A 22867-nucleotide genomic window follows, 5' to 3' on the forward strand; every position below is an offset into this window, starting at 1 on the left:
ACGGTCGGTGTGCGATTTACTTGAAGAAACAGGCTGTGACGCCGATACAGGGCAGAGAACAGGAGAGTCCCATGCGTATTGTAACGATTGTTGTATTACTGACTGCGCTCAGCGGTTGCACCCGCTGGGCGATGAATTCCAACCTCGATCACGCTTACCGTGCCTATCAGGAAGGTGATTGTGACCGGGTCATGCTGGATCTTTCCAAGGTGGAGCGTCAAAGCCGTTCGCGCCGTTATGTTCAGCCGGAAGTGTCGATGCTGCGTGGCCAGTGCCTGGAGCGGCAGAAACTGTATGTCGATGCTGCTCAGACCTATCAATTTCTGATGACTCAGTATCCAGAGAGCGAATATGCGTTCCGTGCACGGGCCAGGCTCGATACGCTTGCACAAACCGGCCTCTACCCCAAGGCTCAGCCTGCCAGGCCGATCCCGGCACCTGTTCGAAACGCTCCTGTGTCAAAATAGTTACCCTCATTTGAATGGCAGGTGCCGTGTTCGGGTGGATTTTGAAAAATTCTGAGCTAGGCTGTGATCACATAGTGGACGAGCTGCAGAGCTCTAGGCCGAGGCGGTTATCGTGCAGTGCCTCGTTTTTGAAGTCCGCAGCCAGCGAACGGTGTTAAGTGATCGCAACAGTGGTCTTGGAAGGCAGCCTGCCATGTATAAAGAGCGGAAAATAGAACGGCACCAATTGCAGGATTACCTGCAGGTCTTTAATCGTCATACTGGCAAGCTGATAGGGTGTCTGGGGAATGTTTCCGGGGAAGGGCTGATGCTGATCAGCGAATTGCCCGTTCTGGTAGGGGCCAGATTTGATCTGTGTCTGAAAATGCCGAATGGCACTGTCGGGCAATCAATAGATCTTAGCGCCAAGTGCCTCTGGAGCCACGAAGACGAGACGCCAGGCAGCTACGACTCCGGTTTCGAGTTGTCTCAGGTCTCGACAGAATACCTGGCGTTCGTCCAGCTCTTGCGGGAGTATTTCTGTTTCTACCCCTTTTATGAAGCCTCAGCCTGAGTCAGCTGGCTGACTCGCAAGGTTTCGCTTATAGCGTACCTGCCTTTTTCCAGCTCAGATAACGGCTGACCAGCTGCGGCCCCAATTCCCTTGGTCGAGCATCCATTATTGCGATGCCTTGAGCACTCAAGCGGTCGTGCAGCGAAGCGCGAGCGTTGAGGAAATTCAGGGTCCCGCAATAATCCAGCGCTTGATCATAGGTTTGTACGGGGGCCTGACGCAGACTGTCGAGCACTTCCTCCCTGAGGCTGGCAATCAGCACGCGATGCTGCTTGCCTAGCTGTCTTGCAGCAGCCACCAGCTCCTCATCGTCTTCATCGCGCAGGTTGGTGATCAGTACCACCAGTGAATGTCTTTTATGGCGCACCATCAATTGGCGAACGGCGGCGCTGTAGTCAGCAGGTCGCCGGGTGGTCTGCAGGTCATAGACCGAGTTGAGCAACAGGTTGAGCTGCCCCGGCCCTTTTACGGGTGCCAGATAGCGGTCCTGCTCACCCGCAAACGTCGCAAGGCCAACCGAGTCACCCTGACGCAGTGCGACATAACTCAATAGCAGGCAGGCATTCAGCGCGTGATCGAAGTGAGACAAATCACCGTCCTGGCTGCGCATTCGACGTCCGCAATCGAGCATGAAAACGATCTGTTGATCCCGCTCGTCCTGATACTCGCGAGCAATGGGGGAGCGCTGGCGGGCGGTAGCTTTCCAGTCTATCTGGCGCAAGCTGTCGCCTTCACGAAACTCGCGCAACTGATTGAATTCCATTCCCGCCCCGCGACGTTGCAACTGGCGCACCCCCAGTTGGCTCAGCCAGTTGTCCACCGCCAGCAGTTGCCCACCGTAAAGCCGGGCGAAGTCCGGGTAGACACGGGTCGTGCTGTGTACCGGAAGATAGCGGCGTGCCGTCCACAGGCCCAAAGGCCCTGGCAGACTGATTTCGCACTGCTCGAAGGTGAAATGGCCACGGCTTGAGGGGCGCAGACGGTAACCGATGCTGCCTTTGCCGCGTGCAGGCAAGATGATGGACCGCGGCAGGTTTTCATGTTCCAGGCCATGCGGCACATGATCGAACACCTGCATGGTGACTGGCTTGGTGCCGTTGTGTTGCAGGTCGAGCCGCGCCTCGTTCCAGCGGTCCAGCGCCAGGCTACCCGCAAGCTCGCGCTGCACGCGTGGCGAGGGACGCCTGAGCAGCCAGAATGCATCGAGCAGGCTGATGCCCGCGAAAGCCAGCAACGCTGCCCGATAAAGCTCGTCGATTTTTGCCGGATACTCGATGCCCAGCGCATGGAGCGTTCCTGTCAGCAACGCAACGCACATGAACCCACCGAGCCAGCGCAGCATCGGAACCGACGGTTTCAGAACCTGATTCACAGGCGCGGTGCCGAGACCTGGTCAAGGATCTGCCGAAGCACCTGATCCACTGAAAGGCCCTCGATGTCCAGCTCCGGTGATAGCCTGACCCTATGTCGCAACACAGCCAGCGCGCAGCCCTTGATATCGTCCGGAGTAACGAACTCACCGCCGCGCAACAATGCTCTGGCCCGCCCGCCACGCACCAGTGCAATTGAAGCGCGCGGCCCTGCGCCCTGGCTAAGACCTGGCCAGGTGCGCGTACTGCGCGCCACGCGCACGGCGTAGTCCAGCACCTGCTCATCAATGGGCAGCTCGCTGGCAATGCGTTGCAGTGCCTGAACCTCCCGAGCCTGCATGATGACCCGCAGCGGCCGCACATCCAGCATGTCGGCACGGGTCGAGCGGGTGACCTGGCGCACCATGTTCAGCTCTTCCAGCGCTTCGGGATAGCCCATGCGCAGCTTGAGCATGAAACGATCCAGTTCGGCTTCCGGCAGTGGGTAAGTGCCTTCCTGTTCGATAGGGTTCTGGGTTGCCAGCACCATGAACGGCTGCGGGATGGGCAGCGCCCGACCTTCGAGGGTTACTTGCCGCTCCTGCATGGCTTCGAGCAACGCGGCCTGCGTCTTGGCCGGTGCCCGGTTTATTTCGTCGGCCAACAGCAGGTTGGTAAACAGCGGCCCCTTGCGCAGCTTGAACTGCTCGGTCTGCATGTCGTACACAGCATGGCCGGTGACATCGCTGGGCATCAGGTCCGGCGTAAATTGAATGCGCGCGAACTCACAGCCGATGCAACTGGCAAGCGCCCTTACCAGCAATGTCTTGCCCAGCCCCGGTACGCCTTCCAGCAGCACATGCCCGCCGCCGATCAGGGCGGTCAGCACGTCCTCGATCACTGTGTTTTGGCCAATCACAGCCTTTTGCAGCTCGTTACGCAACGCCTGAGCCAGCTGGCTGGCGCGTTGTCGCTGCTGCAACTGATTGCTTGCAGCGTTTGCCGGGCTGGCCGGTTCGGTGGCGGGTTCGATAAATGGCTTGGTGCTGCCTGATGTTTCGGGCGTTTGCTCGCTCACGATTTCTGGAGCGTTACTAACTGTTATATTAGATTTATCGTCCATAAATCAATTACTTACCTGATTTGGCTTTTTCGTAATTTTTGTGCGCAGCGACTGAGTGTTTCTTCTCTTGCCGAGCATTATTTCCATGGTAACCGCTCAAGGCATGCGGCGTATTGGTGCATGCCATTCAATTGCACTGACATAGCTGCCGTCTGCACTAAAGATAGATATCTACGCAAGGATGCCTTTTCTGTCTGAAAGGCAGGTGCGTTTGCGTGCCTGTTACGTAAAGACAGCAATCGACCAGGATCGGGCACTCACAGGCAGTGCCCCTCCGGCTTTATTCAGGAGTAGCGTCGCTCAAAATTGGCTCTTAGCAACTTGGTGCTCAAATCCTCCCAATGCTCGACAAAAGCAGTGCTTTCTTCGTCCCAAGTACATCACCTTAGACTGCTACGACACCTTGACCAACTTCAAGACGGCGGCCCTGACGCGCGAGCTGTTCGCCGATCGCATCGGCCCCGAGCGCCTGGAGCAATTCATCAAGGATTTCGCTGCGTATCGTCTGGACCAGGTCATGGGCGACTGGCGGCCTTACGATGAAATTCTCAAAACCGCGCTGGCGCGAACATGCAAGCGATGGGGCATCGAATACCGCGATGAAGGCCAGACCTACTACGACGCGGTGCCGACCTGGGGGCCGCACCCGGATGTACCGGCGGGCCTGGCAAAAATCGCCGACAAGATTCCACTGGTAATTTTCTCTAACGCCATGGACGAACAAATCATGTCCAACGTCAACAAGCTCGGAGCGCCGTTCCACAAAGTGTTCACCGCCCAATAGGCTCAAGCCTATAAACCGCGCCTGGCAGCGTTTGAGTTCATGCTCGATAGCCTTGGCTGCGCGCCTGAGGATGTGCTGCACGTATCTTCAAGCTTCCGTTATGACTTGATGTCGGCCCATGACATGAAAATCAAGCACAAAGCCTTCGTCGCCCGCGGCCATTAGCAGCCGGCGGATGTCGCCTTCGGCTACCACCAGATCCCGGACATTGGCGGATTGCCAGGATTGGTCGGTCTTTAAGCCCCGGCGCGGGTCACTTGATTGCCGATATTGTCAGCGTCGCACCCCCGATCGTTGATCCGCGACCGTATCACCCGGGCCGATTCCGGAAATCAGCCTGGAGTAAAGTGGCGGACTTCTGATCGACTGCATTGCTCCGCAGATTAGCTGGCGTCCCTGAACACAGCTTGCATCTGCCCTCTGTCTGCAGTTACGACCCGATCTTGCTTATGAAAGAAGATCAGTCTTGACAAGTTTTTGTCATTGGGGAAATACTTTGCTGCGATTCATATATATGACTATATAACAAGGCGAATAGGTCAATGAATGCTCTGTCCAACGATGCCCGTTTGCCGCTGTATCAACATCTTCATGACCAGTTGGCCCAGCAGATTGCAACCAATCACTGGCACCCTGGCCCGTGACTACGCCGGCACCCCGCTAGAGTGGCGTCGCTCTCATGCCTATTTCCATGTTGACCTCCTGACTGAACTACCTGACAGCAGTGACATGGCAGCAGGTTGCGAAGTGTTTGCCTTTCCTGAAACGGGTGTTGCACGTGAAGGCACCCATACGCTGTCTGGTTTTTTGCGTGCTCCGTCGAGCGTTACGTCTCGAACCGGTTTTTCAAATGCTGAGTGCAGCCTCAGCGCCAGCCCAACTGAGATATTTTCATGACTAGCATAGATATACAGCTTCTAATGACCGCGCTTGTAAGCGTCGTGGTGTTGGTGGCACTGATCGTGTCGCGCCTCAAGATGCACCCGCTTTTGGCCCTGATGGTAGTTTCTGTTGGTGTGGGTTTTGCCACCCAAATGCAGCCAGAAAGCATTGTCGCTCACTTGATCGCCGGTGCCGGAAAGACACTAGGGGCCGTTGGGATTGTAATCGCGCTTGGCGCGATGCTAGGCAAAATCCTGGCTGATGCTGGCGTCACGGAGCAGCTGGCCGAGGTCATCCTCAAGCGCACCCCGGATCGCCTGATACCTTGGGCAATGATGATGGTTGCGTTTGTAGTGGGCATACCCATGTTTTTCGAGGTGGGTTTGGTAATTATGCTGCCGCTGATATTCAGTGTGGCGCGAAAGCTGGAAAGCCAGGCTCGCTTCAAAGGCTCGGCGTATGTGTATGTGGGTGTTCCAGTGATTTCGGCGCTCGCGGCCATGCATGGCATGGTACCGCCGCACCCTGGCCCATTGACGGCCATCGCCGCACTCAAAACCTCAGTGGGGCCCACAATGCTCTACGGTTTTCTCGCGGCTATTCCAGCAATGATTTTGGGCGGTCCACTTTACGGCGCGTTCATTTCGAAGCGCATGAGCACCAGGCCTGATCAGGCATTACTTGATCAGTTCACTCTGGCCGAAAAAACCGACAATCAACCCCGTCCCGGCGTTTTGCTCGGCGTACTGGCAGCCTTGCTACCGGCGATCCTGATGCTGATCAATGCCGTCGCCGAGATGGTGCTACCCAAGGGTAATGCGATGCTGCAAATGGCCAGTTTCGTGGGCAACCCTCTGATATCCATGCTCTTAGGCGTGCTTTTCGCCGGCGCAAGTCTGGTACTGGCGCGCGGTGGCGACGCCGAAAAGGTGCGCGATTCGCTGGGTAAAAGCCTCAAGCCTATTGCCTCCATCATCATGATCATCGCAGGAGGCGGGGCATTTCAGGAGATGCTAACCAGTGCCAAGGTAGGCGATGCTATCGTGCACCTGACCCAGCAGTCTGCCTTCCCTCCGTTAATCCTGGGTTGGCTGATTGCGATGTTACTCTCGGTCTCCACTGGCTCCGCAACTGTGGGCATCGTAGGGGCTGCAGGCTTGCTGGCACCACTTGCGGGTGCTGATCCCACCCTTAACTTGCCCTTGCTGGCATTATCAATCGGCTGCGGTTCGCTGTTTTTCAATTATGCGAACCATGCAGGCTTCTGGATGGTAAAGGAGTCCTTTGGCATGACAATGGGAGAAGCGACGAAGACTATCTCGGTGGTTCAATCCATTGTGGCGGTGGTCGGATTGGTTGTGGTGTTGATCTTGAATGCAATTATTACAGTAACTTGAGTCGGGACTCATTCGCAGCGCCGAAGCCTACCCAAATGAGGTATCCAACACTACGTACCCATGAGCTTCTAAAGGTTTGATTTCAATATCGCAGATATCCAACGATTCGCCAGTGCCAGATCACAGGGCATTCCTGAGCGTTTGCAGGTGGGCTACCTGACGGGTGAATTCGCTGTGTGAGACGCGTTGCGGCGGGCGAGGGCGCAGGGCGTCGCTGATGGCGCTGGTGGGCTGTCGCGTCAGGCGCGAAAGCACCTGCCATTGTTCGGCAATGGCCAGCCGCTCGAAACCTGGATGAAGCTGGCGGGCGCGGCGCAGGATGTCTTGTTGCAGGCTCTTTATCAGCGTCTGTTGCCCGCTGCGCCTGCGAAGGAATTCGGCGCTGGCGCGCAGGTGCTCGGTCAGTTGGCGGCGTGCAAGTGGGGCGGGCAGACGCATCGGGCCTTCGCGCAGGCCGATGTGCCAAAGGCCCAGGCCAATCAGCAATGCCAGCATCAGCAGTGCCTGAGGGTAGTTGCGCAGCAGCAGGGTCAGCAGGTTGTCGTGTTCGGTTTGCAGCACCAGGGTCACTTCACTGCCTTGGGTCAGATACCAGAGCAGCCAGGCATTGTCATAGTTGCCGATCGAGCGGGTTTTCCACAGGTTGGCGTCAGTAACAATCGTGATCAATCCGTTACCACGGTTTATTTGCAGCAGGTGTGTGGCATCAGCGCTGTTGGCCCACGACTGTGCATGGTCTTGCGGGTCTTCCAGATGGAACGCAGGATCGAAGCTCATGTATGCCGGGGCACTTTCGTTTTCCAGATACAAGCGGGTCAATTCCGGCCAGGGCTCTTTTTTGCGTTTGGGGGAGGGCGTCATCAACGGGATGGGCAGTGGCGGCTGAGCGTCGTTCAGCTGTTGTTCCTGCGCATTGATGTCCGTAGTGAGGTATTGATGAACCTGCAACCTGTCCAGCAACAGATCGCCGCTGCGACCTTTTTTCTCATTCCAGAGTTGCTCGGCCACTACCAGCAGGTGCCCGCCCGCTTCGGCCCAGTTCAGCAGCCGTTCGGTTTGCGCAGGTGTCATGTCTTCCCGGTCATTGAGCAATAGCAGCGTCTGGGTACTCTGACTCGGGTCGGGAAGTCCGGCCAGTGTCTCAGTGGTGTTTACCGTGATGGAGAGGCCACGCAGGAAGTGTTCGGCCGCAAGCCAGGGATTGGCCTTTGCCTGTGGCGAGGGGCCCTGATCCACGGTTTTCTCGTAGCGCTCCAGGTGACGGCTGAGGTAAAGCCCTGCGCCTGTCAGCAGTAAAAGGGCCAGTAGCCCGATCAGTATTCCGGTGCGGCGGCTCATGCCTGCACCGCCGGATTGAACAGGCGACGCCAGCCATCGCAAAGCTGCTGCCGGGCATGCACCGGTGGCAGTCGATGCCCGTAGGCGAGGTTTTGCCAGTGCATGGTCAGGTCATGACTGAATTCACTGAGCAACGGCTTGTTCAGCGCAGCGATATGCGCCAGTACCTGAGCTTCGGTATCGGCACTTTTCAACGGCAATCGATAGTCGCTCAGCAAGCGACTGAGCAGTGCGCGGTACAACAGGCTCAGGGCTTCACGAGGCTGGCTGTTCCAGAGCTGCTCGGCCCGGCCCGCGACATCGTCAGGCAGGCTTTCGGCATTCACTTGCAGGCCCAATAGCTGCCGTGGAGCCGGGCGTGTGGTTTTTGTTCTGCCGGGCACCCGGCTTGCAAAGGTCTTGAACCAGTCTCTGTAATACCAGAGCACCAGCCCGGTCAGGCCGATAACCACGCCCCACAGCAGCACCTCAATCAGGCTGGCCATGGCGCTCGCGGCCCTAAGAAGCCGATTGAGCCAGGTAAGCAGCCAGCCCTGGTCGTGCGTGTCCCGAATCACAGACTGGCTTTTCTGTTTTTCAGGGAAGCGCCAGCCTGTCTCGGTTTTGGGGTTCTTGAAGGGCGGCTGTTGCAGGATGCTGTGTATTTCGCTACGTGCCGCTTCGCTGGTCAGTGTCTGGCGGGTCAGGCGCGGCGTGTCCGGTGCTGCGAGTGAGAGAGGCGGTTCTGTCGCGCTGGTATCGGGCAGCGGGCAGCTGTAGCTCTGTTGTTCGGCCCAGACCGTGGCCGGTGCCGTCGAAAGCACCAGTCCGACACCGATCAACACTACATAGGCGCTGCCGATCAGGCGCTGACGCAGGCGTCTGAAAACCAGCTCTATATCCCACGCCTCAAGAACCGTTCGGCGATTGAGGTACAGGGTGAAGCCGCACGCAACGTAGATGGGTTCCCAGAGTACCAGCGCCAGTGCATAGAAGAGGTTGGTCAGGTAGTCGATCCACAGCCACTGGTTTTCAACGTCGAGCAGACTCATCCAGTGCCAGTCGATCTGGATCTGCTGCGGAATAAACGCGTAAAGCAGGATCAGCAGACCTATCCACAATGAGTATTCCAGGTGTGCGCCGACGATGGTCAGCAGCCGAGCGGCGCGCAGGTCTTTCTGGCTGAGCAGGCTGATACGCAGGTCGCGTTCCGTGCCTGCCAGATGCTCCAGTTGCTGCACCGGCAACTGAAAGCTGCGACTCAGGCAGAGTCTTCGCCACAACAGGCTTGGCAACAGCTGGCTTTTCAAGGTCGCGGGCCACGCCTTGAGGGCTTGCCCGAGGGTAGGCGTTGCCCCGAACAGTGACTGCGACAGGATGAGCAGCGGCAAGCGTTCGAACGCAGGCTTGAGCCACCAGAACAGCAGAATGGCGGCCGTGGGATAGTCCCATAGCAGTGCGCTGAGCAGGCAGAAAACGGGCAGGGTGACGATTGCCCAACTGCTCATCAGCAGACCGCGGTGACGACCCGCGAGCAGCACGCCCAGGTCGATGGCTTCCCAAGGGGATCGAGGGCGTATGGCGACGTTTGACTCAGTCAGGCGCATGAGCTGTACGTCCTGCCAGGGTTAGATACGCAGCGACCAGCAGCCATAGGGCGGCACCTGCAAGGTACTTGAGCAGCGGTCCGGGCCAGGTCATCGATGACCAGTAAGCCTCGATGAATGCCGCAATCAGCAGAAACAGGATGACCCCGCCGATCAGTTGCACACTGGACTTGGCCGCAACACGCAGCGCGGTACTGCGCGTCAGCCTTCCAGGGGCCAGCAAAGCCCATCCCAGTTTCAGACCCGCCGCCCCGGCCAGGGCGATGGCGGTCAGCTCGAAAGCACCGTGACCGATGACGAATGTCCAGAATGTCTGCCCGAAGCCGATGTCGGTCAGATGACCGGCAATTGCGCCTGTCATCAATCCATTGAACAGCAGAAAAAACAGGCTGCCCAGCCCGAACAGCAAACCGCTGGCGTAGGTTTGAAAGGCAATGCCGATATTGTTCATGATGTAGTAGCCGAACATCATCCAGTCCGCGTCGGAGGCTCTTTCGGCGGGTTGTCCGATCCGGTTGGCCGATGGGTCATACATGCTCTGCATGTCGGCCAGTTGCTCAGGGCTGACGATGCTGTAGATCAGCTGCGGAAAACCGTAGACCAGCAGCCCCATACCGATCAGGCTGCCGAAGAACAACAGGCTGGCGACCAGGACGAAACGCCACTCGGCGCGCACCAGTCGTGGAAAGCCTCCGAGAACAAAGCCCAGCAGACGAGCGCCCATCGCACTGCGGTGTCGGTAAAGCTGTTGGTGGCCACGCATGGCCAGTTGATGCAAGGGGTCGACCAGGTGGCTGCTGTAGCCACGCTCCTGTGCCAGCGCCAGGTGGTGGCAGACGCGTCGATAATCACCGGGGAATGTTTCGCAGGCATTGGCATCGGCCTTGCCGTTTTCCAGCGCATCAAGGCGCTGACCAAAGCGTTGCCACTCATCTTTATGGCGGGTTTCAAACAGGCTCTGCTTCATTTATGCCCCAGCAGGTTGCGGGCGATGCCGTTTACATGAGCGACCGCTTTATCAGCGGGGATGTGCAAGGGTTCTGCAAGAATTGCCGCCAGCTCCCGGGTGCGGGCAATGGACAGTTCACCTTGTCGTTCCGCCAGACTGAGCACTGCCCGCTGTTCATCCAGATGCAGGGCGAACGGCACAATCACCGGTTCTGCCTCTGGCAGGGTGGGGCGCGTTATCGGCTGGTCGCTATAGATGACCAGCGTCCCGGCTGCGAGATCACCCAGCCTTTTGAATAATGGATGGCTCAGGCAACTGATTGCACCCAGCCCGTAGCCCAGCGGGAGCATGTCGACGAAACGCAGCAGGTTGCGTATCAACGACGCGGACCAGTCTATCGGCGTGCCGTCATCGTGCACCACCCGCAAGCCTAGTATCCGCTTTCCGGGAGTACGCCCTTGACTCAGCACTTCAAACAGCACCATGTACCACCAGTTGATCAGAAAAAACACGATGGCGGCCATGCCCATGCCGAGCTTGTCAAACCACTGCAAGAGTAAAAAGAACACGCCGATGAGGGTTGCGCGAATCGCGAAGTCGATACCGAACGCCAATGCGCGGGAAACCAGTCCGGCAGGGCGAAGAACCATATCGATGCCTTCCGGCGTCTCGATTTCAATGCGGGTGTCCAGTGGCGTGGGCAGCGCTGCATTCCTTGGCGAAGCGGGAGGAGATGACATTGTCGGGAGGACGCGCCTGAAAACGAAAACTGATGCTAGCTATCGCAGCGGAGCTAAGCAACCGACCATTCAAGACGCGGGCTGTAAGAAAACATTTCCCGGTACGCCGGATATTACCCGATTAGGCAATGATACCTGTCACGCCCTACACTTCGCGGGTCTTTTGTGCAGGATCAGCCCGTGACTTCCAGCATTTTCTGGTACGACTACGAAACCACCGGCATCAACCCGCGCAATGATCGTGCGTTGCAGATGGCCGGAATCCGCACCGATACCGAACTCAATGAAATCGCGTCGCCGGTCAATCTGCATTGCCAGCTAAGTGACGACATTCTGCCCCATCCCGCTGCCTGTGTGATCACCGGAATCACGCCGGCCACGCTGGCAGAAAAAGGCTTGTGCGAGGCGGATTTCATGACTCGCGTACATGCCGAACTTTCTGCGCCAGGTACCTGTGGTGCGGGGTACAACACACTGCGTTTCGACGACGAAGTCACGCGTTACAGTTTTTATCGCAACTTCTTCGACCCTTATGCACGCGAGTGGCAGGGCGGTAACAGCCGCTGGGATCTTATCGATGTCGTGCGCGCAGCCTATGCATTGCGCCCCGATGGCATTGTCTGGCCCGAACAGGACGGCCGGGTCACACTCAAGCTGGAACGACTGACTGCTGCCAACGGCATTGATCACGGACAGGCGCATGATGCGTTATCCGACGTGCGTGCAACTATTGCCCTGGCGCGCCTGATTCGTGAAAAACAGCCGAAGCTTTATGACTATCTGTTTACACTGCGCAGTAAACAGAAAGTCCAGGAGCAGGTTCGTCTGATGCAGCCACTGGTACATATATCGGGACGTTTTTCTGCGGCACGCAGTTACCTTGGCGTGGTACTGCCGCTGGCATGGCACCCGCATAACCGCAACGCCCTGATCGTCTGTGACCTGCACCTTGACCCTTCACCGTTGTTGCAAGACGACGCTGAAGTACTCAAGCAGCGTTTATATACCCGGCATGACGCGCTGGGGGAAGGCGAATTGCCGGTGCCGCTCAAATTACTGCATATAAACCGTTGCCCGGTGATCGCCCCCCTGGGGGTGCTGCGCAGCGAAGATCAGCAGCGGCTGCAATTGGATATGACGGGCTACCAGGCACGTGCAACGCAATTGAGTGAAAGCCCGGAAGTTTGGCAGGATAAACTGCGAGTCCTTTATGGCAAGGAAGATTTTGCCGCAAGTGAGGATCCAGAACAGCAGTTATATGACGGTTTTATCGGTGATCGTGATCGTCGACTGTGCGAGCAAGTTCGGCAAGCCGAGCCCGAACAACTGGCGCGTGACGCGTGGCCTTTTGATGACGCCCGATTGCCTGAATTGTTATTCAGGTACCGGGCTCGTAACTTTCCTGACACCTTGAGCAGTGAAGAGCAACAACGTTGGCAAGACTTCTGTCAGCAGCGTCTGAGCGACCCGGAACGGGGCGCACCCAACACCCTGAAGGACTTTGCGACTGCGCTGGCTGAATGCTCTCTTAGTGCCGCGCCAGAGCAGTTGGAGGTGTTGCGCCAGTGGCAGGATTACGCGCAGGCGCTGAGTAAACGTCTGGGTGTATAAATAACGGACAATAAAAAACGCCAGCAGGCTGGCGTTTTTGCAATCGCAATGAAGCGCGACCGTTTTAAGCTTAGCCCAGCAGAGTGGCCCAGCTTTCGACGTCGTCACTGCCCCACTTGGCTTTCCACTCTTTCAATGTCTTGTGGTTGCCACCTTTGGTTTCGATGACTTCACCGTTGTGCGGGTTCTTGTATTGCTTGACCTTACGGGCGCGTTTGGTACCGGCAGGTTTAACAGCGCCACCACGGGGGGCTTTGTTTACCTTGGCATCCGGATCCAGCAGGGCAATGATGTCACGCAGCGACTTTTGATATTCGCCCATCAGCGTACGCAGCTTGCCTTCGAATTCCAGCTCGGTTTGCAGTTTGTCGTCTTGCGACAGGTTCTTCAAACGGGCTTGCAGTTCTTTGATGGCTTCTTCTGTGGCGCGGTATTCGTTGATCAGGGACATGAGGAGACCTTATGTTGTGTAGGTTGCAGGGATACAGTGGGGCAATAATAGTCACTGTAAATCAGCAAGTAAACATTAAATAAAAGTTTTATTTGAATTATTTAGCAATATACACGCGTCCTACAGACGTCTGAACTAGGCAGGCGCCGAGCCACCTTCAAAAGATCCTCGCTATAAAGCCCTCCTTTATATAGGTCTTGTTAAGCGTCGCGGGGGGTAAAAGTCGATAGTGGCACGGTGCAATCTTTTGCCTGGGCGGTGTCCTTTTCGGCCTGCACATTCAGGCAGCAAAGATACTGCAGTTTTGCTGCGCAGCCGCTAGAATAGCGGCTTTGCGAAGTTCTGGAGTTTCCCCCAATGCGCACTTTTCGTCTGGTGATTGCTTGCCCGGACCGTGTAGGCATCGTTGCCAAAGTCAGTAACTTTCTGGCGTCCCATAACGGCTGGATCACCGAAGCGAGTCATCATTCGGACAATCTCAGCGGCTGGTTTTTCATGCGTCACGAAATACGCGCCGACACCCTGCCTTTTGACCTGGACGGGTTCCGTGAAGCGTTCACGCCGATCGCGGAAGAGTTTTCGATGGACTGGCGCATCACCGACTCGGCGCAGAAGAAGCGCGTCGTGCTCATGGCAAGCCGCGAATCGCACTGTCTGGCCGACCTGCTGCACCGCTGGCACAGCGACGAACTCGACTGCGACATAGCCTGTGTGATTTCAAACCACCAGGACCTGCGCAGCATGGTCGAGTGGCATGACATCCCTTATTACCATGTCCCGGTAGACCCGAAAGACAAGGAGCCTGCATTTGCCGAAGTCTCGCGTCTGGTCGGGCATCATCAGGCTGACGTTGTGGTTCTTGCGCGTTACATGCAAATTCTGCCGCCACAACTGTGCCGTGAATATGCCCATCAGGTGATCAACATTCACCACAGCTTCCTGCCATCCTTCGTCGGTGCCAAGCCTTATCATCAGGCGTCTTTGCGTGGCGTCAAGTTGATTGGCGCAACCTGCCACTATGTGACCGAAGAGCTCGATGCCGGCCCGATCATCGAACAGGATGTGGTGCGCGTCAGCCATCGCGACAGCATCGAAAACATGGTGCGCTTCGGTCGCGACGTGGAAAAGATGGTATTGGCCCGCGGCCTGCGCGCTCATCTGGAAGACCGTGTTCTGGTACACGACAACAAGACAGTCGTCTTCGACTGATCTATCTTTTCGGGAGTGCGCCTGTCGCGCTCCCGACCTGGCTCGTCGGCAATGGTGCAACGCTCAAGGTGACAGCCAATGACCGATCCTCTCGATAAAGCCACATCCACCGCTCCCGCCACACTTGGCGAGGGCTGTCTCAGTCGCTATGACCCCGCCGCCCTGACTCCGGAAAACGGTGCCGATTTCGACGGTGCGGCAGCGCTATGGCGTGAATTGCAGCAATCGGAAGTGCCCGATGAAAGGCTTGTCGAGAAAGGAGCGAAGGGGGAGGGGTGAATCAAGCCCTTCAGGCAGTGCAAGGCTGCACCGCCTGAGGGGCTCTGAATCAGGACAGTGCCTTGGAGGCCAGCCAGAACAGCGCTGCGGACAACGCTACCGTTGCAGGCAGGGTCAGCACCCAGGCCAGCAGGATGGTGCGAACGGTTCCGCCTTGCAGGCCGCTCTTGTTGGCGACCATGGTCCCGGCAACACCTGATGACAGGATGTGGGTGGTAGATACCGGAAGACTGAACACGTTGGCCATGCCGATGGCGCAGGCGGTAGTGATTTGCGCCGACATGCCCTGTGCGTAAGTCATGCCTTGCTTGCCGATCTTCTCGCCGATCGTCAGTACCACGCGTTTCCAGCCAACCATGGTGCCGATACCCAGTGCCAGTGCGACTGCCAGAATTACCCAGAACGGTGCGTATTCTGTGGTGGTGGTCAGGTCTTTGCGAAGTTTCTCCAGATCGGACTTTTCACGCGCTGACAGGTCTGGAAGTTTGCCGACCTTGCGGGCCGTGTCGTCCAGGCACAAGAGATAGCGGCGCACTTCGATACGGCTTTCAGGGGCCAGCGAGTGGTAGTCGGACACGCCTTTGAGGCGGTCGAGCAACGCGTCGATGGTGGGTTCGGTCTGCTTCGGATTACAGGCAGAGCTGGACGGCAAGTCGCCTTTTTCAGCTTTGCCCATGGCCAGATATTCGCCCAGCGTGCTGCTGTTGCGTTGATAAAACTGGCTCAGATGCTGGGTCGCATCGCGGGTACGTTCGATCTGGTAGGTCGTGCTGGTCAGGTCCAGTACAAACTGGCTGGGCACGATGCCGATCAACACCAGCATGATCAGGCCGATGCCTTTCTGGCCGTCGTTCGAACCATGTACGAAGCTGACCGCCATTGCGGAAATGACCAGCACCAGACGGTTCCAGAATGGCGGGTGCTTTTTGTCGTCCAGCTTGCGACGCTGGTCCGGGGTTTTATGCATCTTCGACTGCGGGCGCCACCATTTCAGCGCAACCAGCACCAGGCCTGCAACGATGAAGCCGGCCAGCGGCGAGAACACCAGCGAAGCACCAATGTCGATCGCTTTCTGCCAGTTGACGCCGTCGGCCAACGGGATGCCGTTGATCAGTGCATTGGCCAGACCGACACCGAGTATCGAACCGATCAGGGTGTGCGAACTGGAGGCCGGGATACCGAAGTACCAGGTACCGAGGTTCCAGGTAATGGCCGCCGCCAGCAGCGAGAACACCATGGCCAGGCCATGTCCGGTGTTGACGTTGATGAGCAGTTCGACCGGCAGCAGATGGACGATGGCGTAAGCAACGCCCACACCGCCCAGCAGCACGCCGAGGAAGTTGAATACACCAGAGAAGAACACGGCCAGATGAGGCGGCATGGCTTTGGTATAAATGACTGTCGCCACCGCGTTGGCGGTGTCATGAAAGCCGTTGATGAACTCGAAGGTGAGGACAAAAGCCAGGGCGAGCAAAAGGCTCACAAGCACCCAGGCATCAAGCCCGCTGAATAAATCGATCATGTAGGTTTTCTGACCGGGTCTGAAGGGGGCGCGATTATGACAGAAAAAATACCGAACGACTTGTCGTCACTGCGAGGTGTCGCCTCAAACCAAAAAAAAGACGCATGAGCGCCGCCCCGTTGAATGCTCAATGAGGCTGTAAGGCGGTTAGTTCCGGGGGCTGGAAGGCAGAGATGAGCAGTCGGGGATCATGAGACCCGCGATGTCACTGCTCTTCTTTCAGGCCTTCTTCCATTTTTTGCAATTCTTGCTTGAACGCCTGATCCAGCAGGCTGGCTCTTTTGCGCCAAGGCTTGCGTTCCGGTTCCGGTTGCGCGGCGTAGGTGGTGATTTCACCGCCGTAGACATCCTTGTAACGTTGTTCCTGGCGCTCAAGTTCCGCGCGCAGTTCATCTTTAGTCACTGTAATACCTGATCGAGTCGATTGAGTTCTGGTGATGACGCAAAACAATGCAAGTATGTTCACGCCATTCGGACTGTATACCAGATACAGTCAGAGACCTGCTCGGGCCATTGCCCGAAGAGGTTGCGGAACATCCTGTTATTGCCTGCGGCTACGTACACCAGAGAAACAGCTGTCGTAGCGACATGTGTGTGATTTCGAGCGCAAGGCTTGCGCTGGCAGGCTTCCCTTTGATCGCGCGGCGATGGTGCACCGTGACAGCGCTTCGACGGGATAATCGAGGCAGAAATCGGGTGAACGGATCAATCGTTTGCGAGGGTGTTGCCGACCCACTGATGGATACTATCTCCAAGAAGTTCTGTTACGTCAACAACAGAGGTTGAATAAGTTCACAGGTCTGGTTTTTTTGTACGATTGTTCCGAAGTTTTAGTGAGCCATTTATATGACGGAACTTTTATAAAACAAATTTTACACACCTGGTGACAAAACCCTGACGATGAAATTCAGAGAGTTTTATATGCACGATGTCTGGAGTTGTGATGCGGGGTTCAGCAGGCGGGGCGTGTTCATGCGCAGCAGGCGCTGCCGCAATGAAAACGGCCTTGCTTGGTAAGCAAGGCCGCTGCCTTGGACTTCTCAGTGGGTACCTGACCAGTAATTTCCAAGAAGTCACTTCGTGGCAGAGGTAAAGGTATAAGTATATTTACGGCGGGTCAATTGCGATTATCGGCCACCTGTTCGATAATCGCACAAGCAGAGGCTGTCTTCACTGCTTCCAATAGACCTGAAACCTGCGCTCCACAGGGCCTGAAAGGGAGTTACAGAGGGTGTGTCAATGAACGATGAACTGCGTAAATCTTTTGCCTCATTGGCACCGCCCATCGTGGCGTCACCCGCAAAGCGCATTCAGGCGCTGACCGGTGACCCGGATTTCATGACTTCGCTGGCGCGCGGGCTTGCCGTTATTCATGCATTTCAGGAGCGCAAGCGGCACCTGACCATTGCCCAGATCAGCCACCGGACGGAAATTCCCCGGGCTGCAGTGCGTCGCTGTCTGCATACGTTGATCAAGCTGGGTTACGCGACCACCGATGGTCGTACGTACTCGCTGCTGCCCAAAGTGCTGACCCTGGGCCACGCCTATCTGTCATCTACGCCTCTGGCGACTTCTTCGCAGCCTTATCTGGACCGTATGAGCGATCAGTTGCACGAGGCTTGCAACATGGCCACGCTTGAAGGGGACGACATCCTTTATATAGCGCGCTCGGCGACCACGCAGCGATTGATCTCGGTCGACCTGTCGGTGGGCGGTCGCCTTCCGGCATATTGCACGTCCATGGGCCGAATTCTGCTGGCCGCGCTGGATGATGTGTCGTTGCATGAATACCTTGATCATGTCGATCTGCAGCCCAAGACCAGTCGTACCATTCGCACGCCGGAAGCGCTGCTGGAATGTCTGCAACTGGTTCGTCAACAAGGCTGGTGTATTGTCGATCAGGAACTGGAGCAGGGGCTGCGCTCGATTGCCGTGCCGGTCTATGATGCGTCGGGCCAGGTGCTGGCGGCGCTGAATGTCAGTACCAGCGCCGGCCGTGTGGCACGTAGCGAGCTGGAACAGCGCTTTTTGCCGATCATGCTCGATGCCAGTCGCGACCTCAGTACGCAGCTGTTTACCTGACCTTGTTTGCTTGCGTATGGTTAAACGAGCCTGGTTATCCGAGCTCGTGAAGCGACTGTTAGTTCGCTGAATTTGTTCGGTTACCGAACGGTTAGTCGATTATCGGATTGTTTGCCCGCCTGCTCAGGCATAACCTCATTTTCATTCCGGCGCAGGTCTTCGCGCTGTTTATTGAACGTGATGTTGGGTTCGGAGCACCTCATGGCAGACATTCTTTCTCTACGCGATGCGGTGAAGCAACTGGTCAACGATGGCGACATCGTTGCGCTGGAAGGCTTCACGCATCTGATCCCTACCGCCGCTGGTCATGAAATTATCCGTCAGGGTAAAAAAGACCTGACCCTCGTGCGCATGACGCCTGACCTGATCTACGACCAGTTGATCGGTGCCGGTTGTGCGAAGCGTCTGATTTTTTCGTGGGGCGGCAACCCCGGTGTCGGTTCTCTGCACCGCCTGCGTGATGCCGTTGAAAAGCAATGGCCGCGCGCGATGGAAATTGAAGAGCACAGCCATGCCGACCTCGCCAACGCCTACGTGGCTGGTGCGTCGGGCCTGCCGTTCGCGGTGCTGCGCGCCTACGCCGGGTCCGACCTGCCCAAGGTCAACCCGCTGATCAAGACGGTGACCTGCCCGTTTACCGGTGAGGTGCTGGCGGCGGTGCCATCGGTACGCCCGGACGTGACTGTTATCCATGCACAGAAAGCCGACCGCAAAGGCAACGTGCTGCTCTGGGGAATTCTCGGCGCGCAGAAAGAGGCCGCGCTGGCTGCGAAGCGTTGCATTGTGACGGTGGAAGAAATTGTCGATGACCTGAAAGCGCCGATGAATTCCTGCGTACTGCCGACCTGGGCATTGAGCGCCGTGTGTCTGGTGCCCGGTGGTGCTCACCCGTCTTATGCGCATGGCTATTACGAGCGTGACAACCCGTTCTACCAGGCTTGGGACCCGATTGCCCGGGACCGTGACACCTTCACCGCGTGGATCGATGAATACATCCACGGCACCGCAGATTTCAGTGAATTCCAGAGCAAGCTGGCTCGCGCTTCGGAGGCCAAATAATGACCTACTCCACCAGTGAAATGATGACCGTTGCCGCAGCCCGTCGTCTGCGTAATGGCTCGGTATGCTTCGTTGGCATCGGTCTGCCCTCCAAGGCTGCGAACCTGGCGCGTCTGACATCAGCGCCCGACGTGGTGTTGATCTACGAGTCCGGCCCGATTGGTGCCAAACCTACCGTGTTACCGCTGTCGATTGGCGATGGCGAGTTGGCGGAAACCGCCGACACGGTGGTGTCCACCAGCGAAATCTTTCGTTACTGGCTGCAGGGTGGGCGCGTCGACGTCGGCTTTCTCGGCGCAGCGCAGGTGGACCGCTTCGGCAACATCAACACCACCGTTGTCGGTGATTATCATCATCCCAAGGTGCGCCTGCCGGGTGCCGGTGGCGCGCCGGAAATCGCCGGTTCGGCCAAGTCAGTGCTGATCATTCTCAAGCAGTCGGCGCGTTCGTTCGTCAACAAGCTGGACTTCATTACCTCAGTCGGCCATGGCGAGGGCGGCGATTCGCGCAAGCGCCTGGGGCTGCCCGGTGCAGGCCCGGTGGGGATCATTACCGACCTGTGCATCATGGAGCCGGAAGCTGACACCAACGAGTTCGTTGTGACCACGCTGCACCCTGGCGTGACTCGCGAGCAGGTGATCGCTGCCACGGGCTGGGAGATCCGCTTTGCCGACACAGTGGTCGTTTCCGAAGAGCCTACCGAGGTCGAGCTGACGGCGCTGCGTGATCTGGAAGCCCGGACTGCCGCCGCTCATGGTCAGGTTGCAGGAGAAGCGTGATGCGTGAAGTATTTATTTGCGATGCGATTCGCACACCCATCGGTCGCTTTGGCGGCGGGCTGTCTTCGGTGCGTGCCGACGACCTGGCCGCGGTGCCGATCAAGGCACTGATGGAGCGCAACCCATCGGTCAACTGGGAAGAGATCGACGAAGTATTCTTCGGCTGTGCCAACCAGGCCGGTGAGGACAACCGCAACGTTGCGCGCATGGCTGCGCTGTTGGCGGGGCTGCCGGAAAGCGTGCCGGGGGTGACCCTCAATCGCCTGTGTGCTTCCGGGATGGACGCCATCGGCACCGCGTTCCGTGCCATCGCTTCCGGCGAAATCGAACTGGCGATTGCCGGTGGCGTTGAGTCGATGTCCCGTGCGCCGTTCGTGATGGGCAAGGCTGATGCAGCGTTCTCGCGCAACATGAAGCTGGAAGACACCACCATCGGCTGGCGCTTCATCAACCCGGCGATGAAAGCGCAGTACGGCGTGGACTCAATGCCCGAGACAGGCGACAACGTTGCAACCGACTTCAGGATTTCTCGAGCCGATCAGGACGCTTTCGCCCTGCGCAGCCAGCAGCGCACTGCCGTTGCCCAGGCTGCGGGCTTTTTCGAGGAAGAGATCGTGCCGGTACGAGTTGCGCACAAAAAAGGCGAAACCATCGTCGACAAGGACGAGCATCCGCGCAGCGATACCAGCCTGGAAACCCTGAGCAAACTCAAGCCAGTCAACGGCGCGGACAAAACTGTCACCGCAGGTAATGCCTCCGGGGTCAACGACGGGGCTGCTGCATTGATTCTGGCTTCGGCCGAAGCTGTCAGAAAGCACGGCCTGACGCCCCGTGCCCGTGTACTGGGTATGGCCAGCGCGGCGGTTGCGCCTCGGGTGATGGGCATCGGCCCGGTGCCTGCGGTACGCAAGCTGGTCGAACGGTTGGGTCTTGCGGTGACTGATTTCGACGTCATCGAGCTCAACGAAGCCTTCGCCAGCCAGGGTCTGGCAGTTCTGCGCGAGCTGGGCCTTGCGGACGACGCACCGCAGGTCAACCCCAACGGCGGGGCCATTGCGCTCGGCCATCCACTGGGCATGAGCGGCGCGCGGCTGGTGCTGACTGCGTTGCACCACCTGGAAAAAACCGGGGGACGCAAAGGTCTGGCAACCATGTGCGTCGGCGTAGGGCAGGGCCTTGCCCTGGCGATAGAACGCCCATAACCCCCGACATAACCCACGGTTCAATGACCCGACTCAGCGGATTGCCTCCACGAAAAGGCAATCCGCTGGTTCGGGTTGTTGTGCTTGGGTGAGTAGGATGTTACAGATTGTTGCTTATGGACAAATCCGCGTGGGGAAAATAATGACTACAACTTCAAAAGCACCGCATTACACCGGCGAGGAGCGAAGCAAAAGAATCTTCGCGATTGTCGGGGCGTCATCGGGCAACCTGGTCGAATGGTTCGACTTTTATATCTACGCCTTCTGCGCGATCTATTTCGCGCCTGCCTTTTTTCCTTCCGATGATCCGACGGTACAGTTGCTCAACACCGCAGGCGTGTTTGCTGCTGGTTTTCTGATGCGCCCGATTGGTGGCTGGTTGTTTGGCCGTGTGGCGGACAAGCATGGCCGCAAGAACTCCATGCTGATTTCGGTCACCATGATGTGCGCGGGATCGCTGATCATCGCTTGCTTGCCAACCTACGCTTCGATCGGTGCCTGGGCACCGGCCTTGCTGCTCATGGCGCGCCTGCTTCAAGGCCTGTCGGTGGGCGGTGAATACGGCACCACGGCCACGTACATGAGTGAAGTGGCCTTACGCGGGCAGCGCGGTTTTTATGCCTCGTTCCAGTACGTCACCCTGATCGGCGGCCAGTTGCTTGCCGTGTTGACAGTGGTCATCCTCCAGCAGTTTCTGACCACCGAAGAGCTGCGTGACTACGGCTGGCGTATCCCGTTCGTGATCGGTGCGGCCGCTGCTGTCATTGCCTTGCTGCTGCGTCGCACACTCAATGAAACCACTACCGCCGAAAGCCGTCAGGACAAGGATGCAGGCAGTATTGCCGCACTGTTCAAGCATCACGCAGCGGCCTTCATCACCGTGCTGGGTTACACCGCCGGTGGCTCACTGATTTTCTACACCTTCACGACCTACATGCAGAAATACCTGGTCAACACCGGAGGCATGGAAGCCAAGACCGCTAGTTACATCATGACCGGCGCGCTGTTTCTGTACATGTGCATGCAGCCTTTCTTCGGCATGCTTGCGGACCGTATCGGCCGTCGCAATTCGATGCTCTTGTTCGGTGCCCTGGGTACGCTGTGTACGGTGCCGATCCTGATGACGCTCAAGACCACCACCAACCCGTTCATAGCCTTTGTGCTGATTACCCTGGCGCTGGCGATCGTCAGTTTCTACACCTCGATCAGCGGGCTGGTCAAAGCCGAGATGTTTCCTCCCCAGGTTCGCGCACTGGGCGTCGGGCTTGCTTATGCAGTGGCCAACGCAATGTTCGGCGGCTCGGCTGAGTGGGTTGCACTGAAACTCAAGAGTGCCGGAATGGAAAACAGCTTTTACTGGTACGTGACGGCGATGATGGCGGTAGCGTTCCTGTTCAGTCTGCGTTTGCCCAAAGAACCCAAGTACCTGCATCAGGACCATTGATCGCAGGTTTGTTTCGGCCACAAAAAAACCACCTGATCAGGTGGTTTTTTTGTGTGCCGCT

20 protein-coding genes and 2 pseudogenes are annotated in these 22867 nt (G+C 57.5%); 13 read left to right on the forward strand and 9 right to left on the reverse strand.

Annotation, left to right across the window (positions count from 1 at the left end; genetic code table 11):
* Positions 1 to 71 precede the first annotated feature (71 nt).
* Positions 72 to 467, forward strand: a complete 396-nt coding sequence (locus RYB09_RS07565; protein ID WP_002554984.1) for a tetratricopeptide repeat protein — start codon at positions 72 to 74, stop codon at positions 465 to 467.
* A gap of 193 nt (positions 468 to 660) precedes the next feature.
* Positions 661 to 1020, forward strand: coding sequence for a PilZ domain-containing protein (locus RYB09_RS07570; RefSeq protein ID WP_122258132.1), 360 nt, complete (start codon positions 661 to 663; stop codon positions 1018 to 1020).
* Positions 1021 to 1048: 28 nt separating this feature from the next.
* On the opposite strand, the gene RYB09_RS07575 is transcribed toward RYB09_RS07570, so the two are convergent.
* Both RYB09_RS07575 and RYB09_RS07580 read right to left on the reverse strand, forming a co-directional pair.
* Positions 1049 to 2392 carry a DUF58 domain-containing protein gene (locus tag RYB09_RS07575; protein ID WP_316887783.1) on the reverse strand — a complete coding sequence of 448 codons (1344 nt, stop codon included), beginning with the start codon at positions 2390 to 2392 and terminating at the stop codon, positions 1049 to 1051.
* Positions 2389 to 3447 (reverse strand): AAA family ATPase, encoded by a 1059-nt coding sequence (locus RYB09_RS07580; protein WP_122258131.1) that lies wholly within the window; start codon positions 3445 to 3447, stop codon positions 2389 to 2391. The genes RYB09_RS07575 and RYB09_RS07580 overlap by 4 nt, the downstream gene beginning before the upstream one ends.
* 424 nt (positions 3448 to 3871) lie before the next feature.
* On the opposite strand from RYB09_RS07580, the pseudogene RYB09_RS07585 reads away from it, so the two are divergent.
* The 3 genes and pseudogenes from RYB09_RS07585 (at position 3872) to RYB09_RS07595 (ending at position 6555) form a co-directional block, all read left to right on the forward strand.
* A pseudogene (locus RYB09_RS07585) lies at positions 3872 to 4516 on the forward strand (haloacid dehalogenase type II).
* Positions 4504 to 4638, forward strand: a pseudogene (locus RYB09_RS07590) (D-amino-acid oxidase); the annotation flags it as partial. The pseudogenes RYB09_RS07585 and RYB09_RS07590, both read left to right, overlap by 13 nt.
* A 531-nt stretch (positions 4639 to 5169) precedes the next feature.
* Positions 5170 to 6555 carry a GntP family permease gene (locus tag RYB09_RS07595; RefSeq protein WP_219170121.1) on the forward strand — a complete coding sequence of 462 codons (1386 nt, stop codon included), beginning with the start codon at positions 5170 to 5172 and terminating at the stop codon, positions 6553 to 6555.
* Positions 6556 to 6675: 120 nt separating this feature from the next.
* Here RYB09_RS07595 and RYB09_RS07600 read toward each other — a convergent pair whose 3' ends face one another.
* Genes RYB09_RS07600 through RYB09_RS07615 form a run of 4 tightly spaced genes read right to left on the reverse strand, consistent with a single transcriptional unit; the run spans position 6676 to position 11168 of the window.
* Positions 6676 to 7893, reverse strand: coding sequence for a DUF4350 domain-containing protein (locus RYB09_RS07600; protein WP_219170119.1), 1218 nt, complete (start codon positions 7891 to 7893; stop codon positions 6676 to 6678).
* The gene (locus RYB09_RS07605) at positions 7890 to 9479 is read right to left on the reverse strand and encodes a DUF4129 domain-containing protein (RefSeq protein WP_316887786.1); all 1590 of its coding nucleotides are present in this window, start codon (positions 9477 to 9479) and stop codon (positions 7890 to 7892) included. Before RYB09_RS07605 ends, RYB09_RS07600 begins: the two co-directional genes overlap by 4 nt.
* Entirely contained in the window at positions 9466 to 10446 is a 981-nt protein-coding gene (locus tag RYB09_RS07610) for a stage II sporulation protein M (protein ID WP_316887788.1), read from the reverse strand. The genes RYB09_RS07605 and RYB09_RS07610 overlap by 14 nt, the downstream gene beginning before the upstream one ends.
* The gene (locus RYB09_RS07615) at positions 10443 to 11168 is read right to left on the reverse strand and encodes an RDD family protein (protein WP_316887790.1); all 726 of its coding nucleotides are present in this window, start codon (positions 11166 to 11168) and stop codon (positions 10443 to 10445) included. Before RYB09_RS07615 ends, RYB09_RS07610 begins: the two co-directional genes overlap by 4 nt.
* Positions 11169 to 11348: 180 nt before the next feature.
* Here RYB09_RS07615 and sbcB point away from each other — a divergent pair, with 180 nt between their 5' ends.
* Positions 11349 to 12779, forward strand: coding sequence for an exodeoxyribonuclease I (sbcB, locus tag RYB09_RS07620; RefSeq protein WP_058400767.1), 1431 nt, complete (start codon positions 11349 to 11351; stop codon positions 12777 to 12779).
* A gap of 70 nt (positions 12780 to 12849) precedes the next feature.
* On the opposite strand, the gene mvaT is transcribed toward sbcB, so the two are convergent.
* Entirely contained in the window at positions 12850 to 13230 is a 381-nt protein-coding gene (gene mvaT, locus RYB09_RS07625) for a histone-like nucleoid-structuring protein MvaT (RefSeq protein WP_002554971.1), read from the reverse strand.
* A 357-nt stretch (positions 13231 to 13587) separates the two neighbouring features.
* On the opposite strand from mvaT, the gene purU reads away from it, so the two are divergent.
* Positions 13588 to 14439 (forward strand): formyltetrahydrofolate deformylase, encoded by an 852-nt coding sequence (purU, locus tag RYB09_RS07630; protein ID WP_003363851.1) that lies wholly within the window; start codon positions 13588 to 13590, stop codon positions 14437 to 14439.
* A gap of 78 nt (positions 14440 to 14517) precedes the next feature.
* On the forward strand, positions 14518 to 14718 hold the full coding sequence (locus RYB09_RS07635) for a hypothetical protein (RefSeq protein WP_122258126.1): 201 nt from the start codon (positions 14518 to 14520) through the stop codon (positions 14716 to 14718).
* Positions 14719 to 14767: 49 nt separating this feature from the next.
* Here the strand turns inward: RYB09_RS07635 and RYB09_RS07640 are convergent, their stop codons facing one another.
* Together RYB09_RS07640 and RYB09_RS07645 are read right to left on the reverse strand one after the other, a co-directional pair.
* Positions 14768 to 16240: an inorganic phosphate transporter gene (locus tag RYB09_RS07640; RefSeq protein WP_058400769.1), complete on the reverse strand. Its 1473-nt coding sequence runs from the start codon at positions 16238 to 16240 to the stop codon at positions 14768 to 14770.
* A gap of 205 nt (positions 16241 to 16445) precedes the next feature.
* A complete protein-coding gene (locus RYB09_RS07645) occupies positions 16446 to 16643 on the reverse strand; it encodes a hypothetical protein (RefSeq protein ID WP_058400770.1) in 198 nt (65 codons plus the stop codon).
* A gap of 836 nt (positions 16644 to 17479) precedes the next feature.
* Between RYB09_RS07645 and pcaR the strand changes: the two genes are divergently transcribed.
* From pcaR to RYB09_RS07670, 5 genes are all read left to right on the forward strand, one after another.
* Positions 17480 to 18322, forward strand: a complete 843-nt coding sequence (gene pcaR, locus RYB09_RS07650; protein ID WP_003363842.1) for a pca regulon transcriptional regulator PcaR — start codon at positions 17480 to 17482, stop codon at positions 18320 to 18322.
* Positions 18323 to 18523: 201 nt separating this feature from the next.
* Entirely contained in the window at positions 18524 to 19381 is an 858-nt protein-coding gene (locus RYB09_RS07655) for a CoA transferase subunit A (protein WP_058400839.1), read from the forward strand.
* Positions 19378 to 20160 (forward strand): CoA-transferase subunit beta, encoded by a 783-nt coding sequence (locus RYB09_RS07660; RefSeq protein ID WP_170947368.1) that lies wholly within the window; start codon positions 19378 to 19380, stop codon positions 20158 to 20160. The genes RYB09_RS07655 and RYB09_RS07660 overlap by 4 nt, the downstream gene beginning before the upstream one ends.
* Positions 20157 to 21362 (forward strand): 3-oxoadipyl-CoA thiolase, encoded by a 1206-nt coding sequence (pcaF, locus tag RYB09_RS07665; RefSeq protein ID WP_316887794.1) that lies wholly within the window; start codon positions 20157 to 20159, stop codon positions 21360 to 21362. Before RYB09_RS07660 ends, pcaF begins: the two co-directional genes overlap by 4 nt.
* Positions 21363 to 21504: 142 nt before the next feature.
* Complete coding sequence (locus RYB09_RS07670) at positions 21505 to 22806, forward strand: MFS family transporter (protein WP_058408078.1); 1302 nt, start codon at positions 21505 to 21507, stop codon at positions 22804 to 22806.
* Positions 22807 to 22867: the final 61 nt, after the last annotated feature.

Origin of the sequence: Pseudomonas syringae group sp. J254-4 (genome assembly GCF_032586855.1) — a bacterium.
Lineage (GTDB): Bacteria > Pseudomonadota > Gammaproteobacteria > Pseudomonadales > Pseudomonadaceae > Aquipseudomonas > Aquipseudomonas amygdali.